Raw genomic sequence first — 12,505 nt, 5'->3', positions numbered from 1 at the left:
CTTCACGACATCGGGTCCCCGTCCGGGATGCCACGGGCTTCCCTACCCCCCGCTGCACCCCTCAAACCTCGCCCCGTACGGCGCGACCCGGCCTGCTAGCGTCGACGCCGTCCACGTCGGCACGACATCGAGACTCGGGGGTCGATCCATGCGAGCACTGGCGAGTGCCGTCGCGGTCACGATCTGCCTGGCTCTGGCCGGCTGCCAGGACGGCCGGGACGACGCCGACCCGGCTCCGAGCGGGTCCTCGAGCGCCACGGAGTCCACCCCGACCGAGGTGCCCGCCGCCACCGGCCCCCTGATCGACGGCGAGGTCTTCGACGTGCACGCCCCCGACGGGTGGCAGCTCGACGGGTCGTTCAGCACCGACTTCATGCACCAGCTCGACAACACGTCGAACGCGCGTGAGCTGATGGGCGTCGCGGAGATCACCGACGAGGTACGGCCTCTCGCCGAGGTGGCGCGGGACAACTTCCGCAGCTTCCAGACCATCGGGAAGAAGCGACGGATGCCCGACACCGAGCTGGCCGGCGAGCCGGCGTACCGCATCCGGGCGGTCGAGGTCGGCGGCGCGGTCAAGGAGGAGCTCGGCGCGGTCTACGAGGGCACCCAGGTATCGATCAGCATGACCCTGCTGGGCACGCCGAAGGAGCGGCAGCAGGTCTTCGACTCGGTGCTGGCCAGCTGGGAGTGGCAGTAGCCCGGACCCGCGAGGGGTGGGTCAGGTGTCGTCGCGGGGGACGTACTGCTCCTGGGCGCTGAGGCGCGCCTGGTCGGCGGCGTCGCCGTAGCGGATCTGCGCGAGCTGGTCGAGCGCCGTGGCGCTGAGGTCGTCGGCGTCCCCGAGGCCCTCGACCGCCTTGTCGAGGTAGCCCGCGAACGCCATCAGGTCCTCGTTGACGCCCCGGAGCGTGCCGAGCACGACCTGGTGGGCGGTGCCGTGGGCGCTGGTCACGGCCGCGGCGCCGGAGAACCCGCCGAGCATCGACGGCTCGAGCTGCAGCGAGCGGAACTTCTTGTCCGAGAGAAGGTCGTCCGCCGTGGTCCGCGTCCTGCCGGCCAGGTCCTTCACGTCCTCCGGGTTGAGCTCGAGGATGCGCGAGACCGACTCGACGATCTTGCCGAAGTCGGGGAGCAGCATGGCGGTGTCCTTGATCGTGCGGTGGTGCGTCGTCGGACGCCGTACGGGGGCCACCGGAGCGGTGGCCCCCCGGCCGGCGTCGTGTCAGTCGGCCGCGTCGGTCCGTCGGGTCAGTGGCCCTGGAAGCGCCGGGCGTTGGCCGCCTCGGCCCGCTGGTACTCCGCGTTGGAGAGACCCACGGTCTGCGCGATGTCGTTGAGGATGTCCTTCATGTCGTTCATCGCGCCGTCCCACTTGATGCGGGCCTCGTCGAACGCGGCGGACGCGCTGCCGGTCCACTCGTCACGACGACCCTGCATCCGCTTCTCCATCGCGGTGAGCTTGTCCTCGATGTCGAGCGCGGCCTGCTTGATGTCGGAGGCCGCACCGTCGAGGGCCTCGTAGCCGACCTTCAGGTTTCCCATCGTCCTGTCTCCTCTGGTCCGTCCGCCGGCGTCAGCCGGCCAGCCCGTTCTGGTAGCGGTTCAGGCCGCCGGCGACGATGTCCTCGGACTCGTCGTACGTCGCCTCGGAGCCCTCGAGGTTCGCCCTGAAGTCGTCCATCGCGCCGATGACCCGGTCGGCGGTGTTCTGCCACGACTCGATCGCGCCCTGGAACGCCACATGACCGCGGCCCTCCCACTGCCCGTTGAGCGCCTCGAGCCGGCCGCGCAGCGTCTTGATGCGGCCGAGCAGGTCCTCCTTGGTGGTCGCGACGTCCTGGGCCGCGGCGTGGAGGACTTGATCTGTCTTCTTCATTCCGGACGTGTCGCCCATGGTGGACTTCCTTCCCCCGAGTCGGACGGACCGCTCGAGCCTTCTCGTAGACGTGCTGGCTGGTGCGCCGCCCAAGGGACTACCCCCGGCCCTCCCTGCTAAACATCGACCCCGGGATTTCCACAGGTCCGGCGGGTCGCGGTGCGGGGCGGGTCAGGACACGAGTCGGGAGGTGAGCTCCCACAGGTGGCGGAAGAGGCCGGCGGCCACCACGAAGGACGCCACGGCGAAGGCGCCGCACAGTGCCTCGCCGATCTCGGCCCGGCGTGCCCACCACACCGAGCGCCAGCCGCGGCCGGTCGCGATCGCGGCGACGAGGACCCCGCCGGCGAGCGCCAGCGCCGCCAGCACGACGTACCAGAGCGTGGTCTCGGGTGCCGCCAGCAGCCGGTCCACCACGAGCACCAGCCAGGCGAACAGGCCGGCCGCGCGCAGCTCGGCGCGGGCGACCGGGTGCCGGTAGCTGCGGGCCGCGAGCAGCAGCCCGCCACCGGCGAAGAGCACCAGCAGCGCGGCGCCGGTGCGGTCGAGGTCGAGGGTCGCGGTGACCAGCAGTGCGGGCGCCGAGACCAGGACCACCACGAGCACGGCGCCGGCTGCGGCGTCGACGGTCGTGGCGCCCCGGGACAGGAGCTCGCGGACGCCGGCCTCGGGGATCACCATCCGGCCGCGGCGGCCGGTGGTGCGGCCGCGGGCGGACCACGCGGTGACCGCCAGCTTCTCGAGGTCGATGAGCATCTGGTCGGGGACGTCGACGGCCAGCGCCGGCACCGAGCGGGCGGCGGTCAGGGCGAGGAGCAGCAGCAGGCACCATGCCACCTGCGGCGCGAAACCGGCGAGCAGGCTGCCGCCCACGACCACGAACACGCCGAGGCCGGTCGCGATCCAGACGTTCTGCACCTCGCGGTTGCTCACCCCCGCCGCGCGGGTGATGCCGGCCGCCGCGGCCGCGCCGAGGCCGGCGATCCCGACCAGGAGCGGGAGGCGTTCGGCGCCGGGCAGGTACGCCGCGGCGAACGCGGCCGCCCCGCCGAACGCCGGGGCGGCGGCGGCCCGCTGGGCGGCGTGCCGCCCGACGGGGACTGCCCCGCTCAGCGCGGCCAGCACCAGCAAGGCGATCGTGGCCTCGCGGGCCGTCCCGTCGGCACCGGCCGCGGCCACCGCGGCGAGCACGCCGAGCAGTGCGGCGACCGCGCACCAGACGGCCGCGGCGGGACCGGGCCGGTCGCCCTCGCGGCGGACGGCGGCGTCCGGGGCAGCGGGGAGGTCGGGCGCCGGCACCGGCCCGAACGAAGCGACCAGAAGGTCGCCGGAGCGCACCCCGACGGTCTCGAGGCCGACCTGGTCGGGCAGCCTCCGGCCGCCGGAGGTGAGCAGCGCCGGAGGTTGCGCGAGGCCGCACTGGGCGGCGTACTCGCGGGCAACGTCGGCGACCGAGGCGCCCGCGGGGACCAGCAGGTCGAGCGCCCCCGCGGAGCCGTGCACGGTCACGGCGAGCGTGTCCACGGCAGGTCCGGCCACGACGTCCCCCTTCTCGGTCTGCGTCGAGAGGGTAGTACGCCGCGGAGGTTTCGGACGACGCGCTTCGGCCTAGGATCGAGCGCGACCCACCAGCACGACCACCCGCCTGCACGGTGCCGACAAGGGGGACGCGTGACCACGCTCCGCAGCGGACAGCGGCTCGACCCGCCCGAGATGCCCAGCGGGCAGATCAAGCTCCAGGCACCGCCGGAGCTGCAGCCCCACGAGGGGGCAGGCAACGCGCTGATGACCGCGATCCCGATGCTCGGCAGCGTCGGGTCGATCGTGCTGGTGGCGGGCATGAGCCAGACCGCCGGCGGGGGCACCAACACCCGCGCGATGATCGCGGCCGGCATGTTCCTGTTCGCGACCGTCGGCTTCATCGTCGTGCAGATCGACCGGACCCGGAAGCAGCGCAACCAGCAGCTGACCGGGTCGCGCACGGAGTACCTCCAGTACCTCGCGAACATCCGCACGATCGCGCGGAACGCCGCTGACCAGCAGCGGGCGTCCCTGACCTGGCACCACCCCGACCCGTCCGCGCTGCCCGCGCTCGCGGAGGACCGGGTCCGGCTGTGGGAGCACACGCCGGGCGACGACACCTTCCTGCACGTCCGCTACGGTCTGTCGTCGCAACCGCTCTCGCTGGAGCTGGTCCCACCGGACAGCGCCCCGATCGAGCAGGTGGACCCGGCCGCCGCGTCGGCCCTGCACCGGCTGCTGGTCGTGCACCGGGTCCAGCCGCACCTGCCCGCCTCGATCGACCTGCGCGCCTTCGACCGGATCGAGCTGACCGGCGAGGAGGAGGCGGCACGCTCGCTGGCCCGGTCCATGGTGTGCTCGGCGGCGGCGTCACACAGCCCCGAGCACCTCGTGGTGGCGGTGCTCTGCTCCGTCGAGCACCTCGCCCAGTGGGACTGGCTGAAGTGGCTGCCGCACTCCCTCAGCACCCAGCAGGGAGACGCCGTCGGCCCGCGGCGGATGGTCACCACCTCGCTGGACGACCTCGGCTCGATGCTGCCGCCCGACCTGTCCGACCGGCCCCGGTTCGGCGCCGACGAGGTGCCGGCGACACCCCACATCCTGCTGGTCATCGACGGCGGCAGCCTGCCGCCCGGCAACCACATCATCCCGCCCGACGGCCTGCACGGCGTGACCCTGGTCGACCTGCCCGAGCGGTGGGACGAGCTCGACGACCCGACCCGGCTGCGCCTGGAGTTCGCGGACGCCCCGGCGGAGGACGGCAAGCTCCCGGTCAGCGCCCTGCGGGTGCGTTCCGAGCCGATCCGGGCGCTGGCCGACCAGTGCGACCTCGCCACCGCGGAGGCGTTCGCGCGGCGGCTCGCGCCGCTGCACACGGTGTCCACCGGCGGCGACGGCGAGACCAGCGGCCCCACCGACTTCATGGACCTGCTCGGCCTCGGCGACGTCCACGTCTTCGACCCCGCGCTCGCGTGGCGTCCGCGTCCCGCGCGCGACCGGCTGCGCGTGCCGATCGGGGTGGCCGACAGCGGCGGATCGGTGCACCTCGACATCAAGGAGTCCGCCCAGCAGGGCATGGGTCCGCACGGCCTGGTGATCGGCGCGACCGGCTCCGGCAAGTCGGAGTTCCTGCGCACGCTGGTGCTCGGCCTCGCGATGACCCACTCCCCCGAGCAGCTCAACATGGTGCTGGTCGACTTCAAGGGCGGCGCGACGTTCGCCGGCATGTCCGCGATGCCGCACGTGTCCGCGGTGATCACGAACCTCTCCCAGGAGCTCACGCTCGTCGACCGCATGCAGGACGCGCTGTCCGGCGAGATGGTGCGCCGGCAGGAGCTGCTGCGCGAGGCCGGCAACTTCGCCTCGATCCGCGACTACGAGAAGGCGCGGGCGGCCGGCGAGGACCTCGCGCCGATGCCGTCGCTGTTCATCGTCGTCGACGAGTTCTCCGAGATGCTGACCGCGAAGCCGGAGTTCATCGACCTGTTCGTGGCGATCGGCCGGCTCGGCCGCTCGCTCGGGCTGCACCTGCTGCTCGCGTCGCAGCGGCTCGAGGAGGGGCGGCTCCGCGGCCTGGAGTCCCACCTGTCCTACCGGGTGGGACTGCGGACCTTCTCGGCTGCCGAGTCGCGCACCGTGCTCGGCGTACCCGATGCCTACGAGCTGCCGGCGGTCCCCGGCCTCGGCTACCTCAAGCCCGACCAGTCGACGCTGCTGCGGTTCAAGGCGGCGTACGTCTCCGGCCCGCCGTCCGGCCGCGCGCGGGTACGTCGCGACGAGGGCGGCAACCTGCGCGGCATCCTCCCGTTCACGATCGCCGAGGTGCTGTCGCTGGAGCCGGTCGAGGAGGAGGTCGCCGCGGCGCCGGTGCCGCAGCAGGGCGACCAGGAGTCGCTGCTCGACGTCGCGGTCGCGCGGATGGTCGGCCAGGGTCCGGCGGCGCACCAGGTGTGGCTACCGCCGCTCGACGTGCCGGACACCCTCGACCAGCTCATGCCCGACCTCGCCGAGCAGCCGGACCTCGGACTGGTCTCGCCGATGTGGCGCCGGCTGGGCGGCCTGACCGTCCCGCTCGGCACCGTCGACCGGCCGCGCGAGCAGCGCCGCGACACCATGACGATCTCGCTGACCGGCGCCGCCGGCCACGCGGCCGTCGTCGGCGGCCCGCGCAGCGGCAAGAGCACGTTGCTGCGCACGATGACCTCCAGCCTGGCGATGACCACCACGGCGTTCGAGAGCCAGTTCTACGTGCTCGACTTCGGCGGCGGCACGTTCGCCCCGCTGGCCGGCCTGCCGCACGTCGCCGGCATCGGCACCCGGTCCGAGCCTGACGTCGTACGCCGGATCGTGGCGGAGATCAAGAGCGTCGTGGACCGCCGCGAGGCGTACTTCCGTGCCCACGGCATCGACTCCATCGAGACCTACCGGTCGCGCCGGGCCGAGGGTCGCGCGGACGACGGGTACGGCGACGTCTTCCTCGTCGTGGACGGGTGGAGCACGCTGCGCGCGGACTTCGACGACCTCGAGTACGAGCTGCAGTCGCTGGCCCAGCGCGGTCTCACCTTCGGCATGCACCTGCTGGTCGCGGCCGGCCGGTGGGCCGACTTCCGCTCGGCGATGCGCGACATCTTCGGCACCCGGCTCGAGCTGCGTCTCGGCGACCCGCTCGATTCCGAGATCGACCGCAAGGTCGCGCAGCTGGTCCCGACCGGCCGCCCGGGCCGCGGCATCATGGCCGGCAAGGTCCACTTCCTCGGCGCACTGCCGCGCGTCGACGGCACCCCCGACGCCGCGTCGCTGGGCGACGGCGTCGAGGAGCTCGTACGCCGGTCGGCGGCGGCCTGGCGCGGCCCCAGCGGCCCGAAGCTGCGGCTGCTGCCGGCCCGGGTCTCGCTGGACGAGGTGCGTACCCGGGTCGGCGACGAGGACCGGCGGCTGCTGCTCGGCATCAACGAGAAGGAGCTGGCGCCGGTCGGGCTCGACCAGGCCGCCGAGCCGCACCTGCTGGTGCTCGGCGACGGGCAGTCCGGCAAGAGCACCCTGCTGCGGTCGGTCGTGCGCGAGATCGTGCGGACCAGCACGTCGAAGCAGGCGCAGATCATCGCCGTCGACTACCGCCGTTCGCTGCTCGGCGAGATCCCGCAGGACTACCAGCTCGACTACCTCACCAGCGCCACCATGGCGGGGCCGGCGATGAAGGACCTCGCGGAGTACCTCGCCAACCGCCTCCCCGGGCCGGACGTGACCCCCGAGGAGCTGCGCACCCGGTCGTGGTGGACCGGCGCCGAGGCGTGGGTGCTGGTCGACGACTACGACCTGGTCGCCACCCAGCAGGGCTCCCCGGTCCACGCGCTGGCGCCGCTGCTCGCCCAGGCCGGCGACATCGGCCTGCACCTGGTCGTGACCCGGCGGTCCGGTGGCGCGTCACGGGCGATGTACGACCAAGTCATCCAGACGATGCGCGACCTGGCCATGCCCGGGATCATGCTCTCCGGCAGCCCCGAGGAGGGAGCCCTGCTCGGCAACCTGCGGCCCACCCCGCAACCCCCCGGTCGCGGCCGCCTGATCACCCGCGGGCGCGGCGTCGAGACGGTGCAGCTCGCCTGGTCCGACCCGACCACCTGACCCGACCGACGTACCCCGATCTCTATCGGACACTTCCGCTGTAACGCGGTGTTCTTGTCGCTTCGCACGTGTTCGAACGCGTGCGAAGTGACAAGAACACCGCGTTACATGGGACCGTCAGCGGCGGCGGCCGGACTTGAACATCCCCCGGGCGATCTCGCGGGCGGCGGTGCGCATGAAGTCCTTGAAGGCGCCGGAGTTCACGACCTGGTCGACCAGGCCGTCGTCCTCCTGACGGCGGGGCGCGCGGCCGGTGGGCTTCGGCCTCGCCCTGGCCTCCGCCTTCGCCTCCTGGGCGCGGGCCTTCTCCTCCGCCTCCTGCCGAGCGGCCTCGGCCCCGGCCTCGAGACGGGCAGCCAGCTTCTCGCGGGCGGACTCGCGGTCCACCACCTCGGCGTACGTCGCGAACAGCGGCGAGGCCTTCACGGTCGCGTCCATGGCGGCCGGGTCGGCGGGACCCATGAGCGACTCGGGGGCGCGCAGCCGGGTCCAGGCGACCGGGGTCGGGGCGCCGCGCTCGTTCATCACGGTCACCACCGCCTCGCCGATGCCGAGCCCGGTGATCACCTCGCCCAGGTCGTCGTACGCGCTGGTGGGGTAGGTGTTGACGGTCGCCTTGAGCGCCTTGGCGTCGTTCGGGGTGTGCGCGCGCAGCTGGTGCTGGACGCGTGAGCCGAGCTGGGCCAGCACCTCGTCGGGCACGTCGGTCGGGCGCTGGGTCACGAAGAAGACGCCGACGCCCTTGGAGCGGATCAGCCGCACGGTCTGGGCGATCTGGTCGAGGAACGCGCTGGAGGCGTCCTTGAACAGCAGGTGCGCCTCGTCGAAGAAGAACACCAGCTTCGGCTTGTCCACGTCGCCGACCTCGGGCAGGTCGTGGAACAGGTCGGCGAGCAGCCACATGAGGAACGTCGAGAAGACCGCCGGCCGGTCCTGCAGGTTCGGCAGCTCGACCAGCGAGACCAGGCCCTTGCCGTCGGGGGTCGTGCGCAGCAGCTCGCGGGAGTCGAACTCCGGCTCGCCGAAGAACGCGTCCGCGCCCTGGTCCTGGAACGCGACCAGCTCGCGCAGGATGACGCCGGCGGTCGCGGTCGACAGCCCGCCGAGGTCCTTGAGGTCGGGCTTGCCCTCGTCGCTGGTGAGGTACTGCACGACCGCGCGCAGGTCGGCGAGGTCGAGCAGCGGCAGGCCGGCCCGGTCGGCGTGGTGGAAGACCAGGCCGAGCGAGGACTCCTGGGTCTCGTTGAGGCCGAGCACCTTCGAGAGCAGCAGCGGGCCGAACGCGCTCATCGTGACCCGCAGCGGGATGCCGGTGCCCTGGCCGCCGAGCGCGAAGTACTCCACCGGGAAGCCGGTGGCGGTCCACGTCTGCCCGACCGACGCGGCGCGGGCCGTGATCTTGTCGCTGGTCTCGCCGGGCGTGCTCAACCCGGACAGGTCGCCCTTGATGTCGGCGGCGAACACGGGTACGCCGTTCGCGCTGAGCTGCTCGGCCAGCAGCTGCAGGGTCTTGGTCTTGCCGGTGCCGGTGGCGCCGGCGACCAGGCCGTGCCGGTTGACCATTCCGAGCGGGATCCGGATGTGGACGTCGGTGAGGTCCTCCGGCCCCGTCATCAGCCCTCCGAGCTCGAGGGCCGGGCCCTCGAACGCGTAGCCCGCGGCGACCGCCGCGGCGATGGGGTTCGGGTCCTGGGGAGCCGGCTCGGCCGCGGGCGTCTCGCTCATGCGGCCACCCTAGCCAGCGCCGGACCGACGATCAGTGGCTCGCGCTGCCCGTCGTCGCGAGGCTGGCGCCGAGGCCGACCATCATCACGCCACCCGTCGCGCCGAGGCGGTCGAGGCGCTCGGGCTTGCGGGCGAACCAGTCGCGGGCACGGGAGGCGGCCAGCGCCCAGCAGGTGTCGGAGCTGACCGCCAGCGCGCCGAAGACCAGCCCGAGCAGCAGCAGCTGGGGCGCGGCCGGGGCCACCGGATCGGTGAACTGCGGGAGGAACGCCGCGAAGAACACGATGCTCTTCGGGTTCGTCGCCCCCACGAGGAAGCCCGTCCACACCGAGCGCCAGGCCGGCGCGACGGGCCGCAGGCCCTCGGCCTCGGCGGCGCCCATCGCCGCGCGGGCGTCGGCGCGGTGCCGGATCGCCTGCACGCCCAGCCACACGACGTACGCCGCGCCTACGAGCTTGAGCGTCGTGTACGCCTCGGCCGAGGCCGCGACCAGGGCGCCCAGCCCGAGTGCGACGCAGGTCACCTGTCCGACCAGGCCGAAGGTGTTGCCGACCACCGAGAGCAGGGCGTCGCGACGTCCGACGGTGAGCGCACGGCCGATCGTGAACAGCAGGCTCGGTCCCGGCACCTGGATGAACAGGATCGAGGCAACCACGAAGGCGAGGAACTGGCTGTGGCTGGGCATGTCCCGATTGTCCGGTCCCGAGCGGCCGCCCGCCAGCGGATATCGCGGTCCGGGACACCGAGCCGCGCGGGAGACCCCGACCGTCCGCGAGCCGTCGGGGCCCTCGCTATAGTCCGGAGCGTGATCTTCAAGCGCGTGAGCGAGGGCCGTCCGTACCCGGACCACGGCCTCGGCGCGCGCGACTGGGCCCAGGTCGCACCGCGGCAGGTGCGGCTAGACGAGCTCGTCACCACCAAGGACACCCTCCAGCTCGCGGCCCTGCTCGACGAGGACTCGACGTTCTACGGCGACCTCTTCGCGCACGTGGTCGAGTGGCGCGGCGACCTCTACCTCGAGGACGGCCTCCACCGCGCGCTGCGGGCCGCGCTCCAGCAACGCAACGTGCTGCACGCCCGCGTCCTGGTCCTGGAGGGCTGATGGAGGGGCGCGCCCGCTCGGCGGCGACGCTCGGCGTCCTCGTCGTCCTGTGCCTGCTCGGGATCTGGTTCGGCATCCGCGGCCTCACCGCCGACCTGCCGACCGACCCGCTGGTGGAGAAGGGGAACACGATCTGTGAGGACCGCACGATCGCCCACGGCACGAAGATCCGGGCCGGGGAGATCACGGTGAGCGTCTACAACGCGGGGCGCCAGGCGGGGCTGGCCAGCCGGGTGCTGCGGTCGCTGCAGGCCCGCGGCTTCGGGCCGGGCGAGACCGGCAACGCTCCCGAGGGCACGAAGGTGGTGCGGGCCCAGGTGTGGGCGGACAGCAAGAGGAACGCCGCCGCGAAGCTGGTCGCCAGGCAGCTCGGGCCCACCACCAAGGTGTTCGTCAACCGCCCCGACATCGGTGTCGGCGTCGTGGTGGTCCTCGGGGACTCGTTCGGCAAGCTGGCCAAGGCGCCGACGGTGACCCGGGCGCAGGGTCGGACCACCATCTGCACCCCGACCGAGGCCGCCATCAGCTGACCCGGCCACGCCCGGCTCAGGGGTGCTCCGGCCGCTCCGCGCGGTCGGAGCCCAGCCACTGGGCGAGCCGGCCGCCGAGGGACACCTGCCGCAGCCGCTCCTCGGTCAGCAGCCGGAGCTTGCGCGGCGTGACCACGAGCATCTCGTCGCCGCGGCGGAGGACGGTACGCCGCTCCGGCACCAGCGACTCCCCCTCCCGGATGACCAGTGCCACCGATGCCCCGGGCGGGAGCCGCAGCTCGCCCACCTCGACGCCGTGCAGGCGGGAGACCGGGCTGACCTTGATCTGCAGCAGGTCGGCCGCGATCCGCTCCAGGGGCGCCGCCTCGACGTCGAGGTCGCGCGGCTCGGAGCGCCGGGCCACCTTGAGCGAGCGCGCCACCACCGGCAGCGTCGGGCCGGTCAGCAGGGTGTAGATCACGACCATCACGAAGACGATGTCGAAGAGGCGCTCGCTGCCGTCGACGCCCTCTGCCAGCGGGATCGTGGTCAGCACGATCGGCACCGCCCCGCGCAGCCCCGCCCACGAGATGAACGCGAGGTCCCGCCAGGGCATCGGCATCACCACCGCGCTGGCCAGCACCGACAGCGGCCGCGCGACCACGGTCAGGATCAGGCCGGCGAGGATCGCGGTGCCGACGTTCGCCAGCGTGATCCGCTCGGGGGACAGCAGCAGGCCCAGCATCACGAACAGCCCGATCTGGGCCAGCCAGGCAACCCCCTCGGAGAACGACTTCGTGGCCGCACGGTGGGGCAGGTCGGTGTTCCCGAGCACCAGCGCGGCCACGTACACCGCGGCGAAGCCGGAGGCGTGAACGGCCGCACCCGCGGCGTACGCGATGACCGTGAGGCACAGGATCGCCAAGGGGTAGAGGCCGGACGACGGGAGTGCCGCGCGGCGCATGACCCAAGCGCCGCCGAACCCGACCGCGAGGCCGATCAGCGTGCCGGCGACGAGCTCGAAGGCGATGATCCCCAGCATCGCGACGATCCCGTGGTCGTCGATCGCGCCAGTCGACACCAGCGTCACCAGGACCACCGTGGGCGCGTCGTTGAGCCCGGATTCCGCCTCGAGCGCGCCGGTGATCCGGCGGGGCAGCGGCACCACGCGCAGCACCGAGAACACCGCGGCCGCGTCGGTCGGCGAGCAGACCGCTCCGAGCAGCACCGCGAGCTCCCACGGCAGGCCCAGCACGAAGTGCGCGCCCAGCGCCATCAGCGCGACGCTGACCGCGATGCCGAGGGTCGCCAGCGAGCACCCCATGCGCATGTGCGGCCGGATCTCGCGCCAGTTCGTGGTGAGACCACCTTCGGCGAGGATCAGCACCAGCGCGGCGAAGCCGAGCGCGTGCGCGACCTCCGCGTTGTCGAAGTCGATCCCGAAGAAGCTCTCGCCGAGCAGCACGCCCATCAGCAGGTAGATCAGCAGGCTGGGCAGGCCGGCGCGGGACGAGACCCGCACCGCGAGGATGGCCAGCAGCGTGACGACGGACCCCAGCAGCAGGACGGAGTCCAGCTGATGGGCGTCGAAGCTCATGTCACCTCAGTCGCGTCGGCGGCGGGACTGGAGTCTATCGGTGGCCGGCCCCTCGACCGGCGGCGCCAGACACGGACCGGGACGCC

11 protein-coding genes are annotated in these 12,505 nt (G+C 73.0%); 4 read left to right on the top strand and 7 right to left on the bottom strand.

Going from position 1 to position 12,505, the window contains the following annotated elements; translation table 11 throughout:
• Positions 1-148 precede the first annotated feature (148 nt).
• Positions 149-700: a hypothetical protein gene (locus tag EKO23_RS06355; RefSeq protein ID WP_134715318.1), complete on the top strand. Its 552-nt coding sequence runs from the start codon at positions 149-151 to the stop codon at positions 698-700.
• Between the two features lie 21 nt (positions 701-721).
• Here the strand turns inward: EKO23_RS06355 and EKO23_RS06350 are convergent, their stop codons facing one another.
• The 4 genes from EKO23_RS06350 to EKO23_RS06335 form a co-directional block, all read right to left on the bottom strand.
• On the bottom strand, positions 722-1,141 hold the full coding sequence (locus tag EKO23_RS06350) for a hypothetical protein (RefSeq protein WP_134715315.1): 420 nt from the start codon (positions 1,139-1,141) through the stop codon (positions 722-724).
• A gap of 110 nt (positions 1,142-1,251) precedes the next feature.
• Complete coding sequence (locus EKO23_RS06345) at positions 1,252-1,545, bottom strand: WXG100 family type VII secretion target (protein WP_134715311.1); 294 nt, start codon at positions 1,543-1,545, stop codon at positions 1,252-1,254.
• Between the two features lie 31 nt (positions 1,546-1,576).
• The gene (locus EKO23_RS06340) at positions 1,577-1,897 is read right to left on the bottom strand and encodes a WXG100 family type VII secretion target (RefSeq protein ID WP_134715308.1); all 321 of its coding nucleotides are present in this window, start codon (positions 1,895-1,897) and stop codon (positions 1,577-1,579) included.
• A 153-nt stretch (positions 1,898-2,050) separates the two neighbouring features.
• Positions 2,051-3,418 (bottom strand): hypothetical protein, encoded by a 1,368-nt coding sequence (locus tag EKO23_RS06335; protein WP_134715305.1) that lies wholly within the window; start codon positions 3,416-3,418, stop codon positions 2,051-2,053.
• A gap of 132 nt (positions 3,419-3,550) precedes the next feature.
• On the opposite strand from EKO23_RS06335, the gene eccCa reads away from it, so the two are divergent.
• Entirely contained in the window at positions 3,551-7,525 is a 3,975-nt protein-coding gene (gene eccCa, locus EKO23_RS06330; RefSeq protein ID WP_246050935.1) for a type VII secretion protein EccCa, read from the top strand.
• A 117-nt stretch (positions 7,526-7,642) separates the two neighbouring features.
• Here eccCa and EKO23_RS06325 read toward each other — a convergent pair whose 3' ends face one another.
• Positions 7,643-9,250, bottom strand: a complete 1,608-nt coding sequence (locus EKO23_RS06325; protein ID WP_134715303.1) for a helicase HerA-like domain-containing protein — start codon at positions 9,248-9,250, stop codon at positions 7,643-7,645.
• A gap of 31 nt (positions 9,251-9,281) precedes the next feature.
• The gene (locus EKO23_RS06320) at positions 9,282-9,935 is read right to left on the bottom strand and encodes a LysE family translocator (RefSeq protein ID WP_134715300.1); all 654 of its coding nucleotides are present in this window, start codon (positions 9,933-9,935) and stop codon (positions 9,282-9,284) included.
• Between the two features lie 120 nt (positions 9,936-10,055).
• Here EKO23_RS06320 and EKO23_RS06315 point away from each other — a divergent pair, with 120 nt between their 5' ends.
• On the top strand, positions 10,056-10,352 hold the full coding sequence (locus tag EKO23_RS06315; protein WP_134715297.1) for a type II toxin-antitoxin system VapB family antitoxin: 297 nt from the start codon (positions 10,056-10,058) through the stop codon (positions 10,350-10,352).
• On the top strand, positions 10,352-10,882 hold the full coding sequence (locus tag EKO23_RS06310) for a LytR C-terminal domain-containing protein (protein WP_134715294.1): 531 nt from the start codon (positions 10,352-10,354) through the stop codon (positions 10,880-10,882). Before EKO23_RS06315 ends, EKO23_RS06310 begins: the two co-directional genes overlap by 1 nt.
• Before the next feature lie 16 nt (positions 10,883-10,898).
• On the opposite strand, the gene EKO23_RS06305 is transcribed toward EKO23_RS06310, so the two are convergent.
• Positions 10,899-12,419, bottom strand: coding sequence for a potassium/proton antiporter (locus EKO23_RS06305; RefSeq protein WP_134715291.1), 1,521 nt, complete (start codon positions 12,417-12,419; stop codon positions 10,899-10,901).
• Between the last annotated feature and the right edge of the window lie 86 nt (positions 12,420-12,505).

Origin of the sequence: Nocardioides guangzhouensis, assembly GCF_004519545.1 — a bacterium.
GTDB classification, from domain to species: domain Bacteria; phylum Actinomycetota; class Actinomycetes; order Propionibacteriales; family Nocardioidaceae; genus Nocardioides; species Nocardioides guangzhouensis.
The sequence above is the reverse complement of the archived record's forward strand: the minus strand, read 5'-3'. Positions and strand labels throughout refer to the sequence as shown.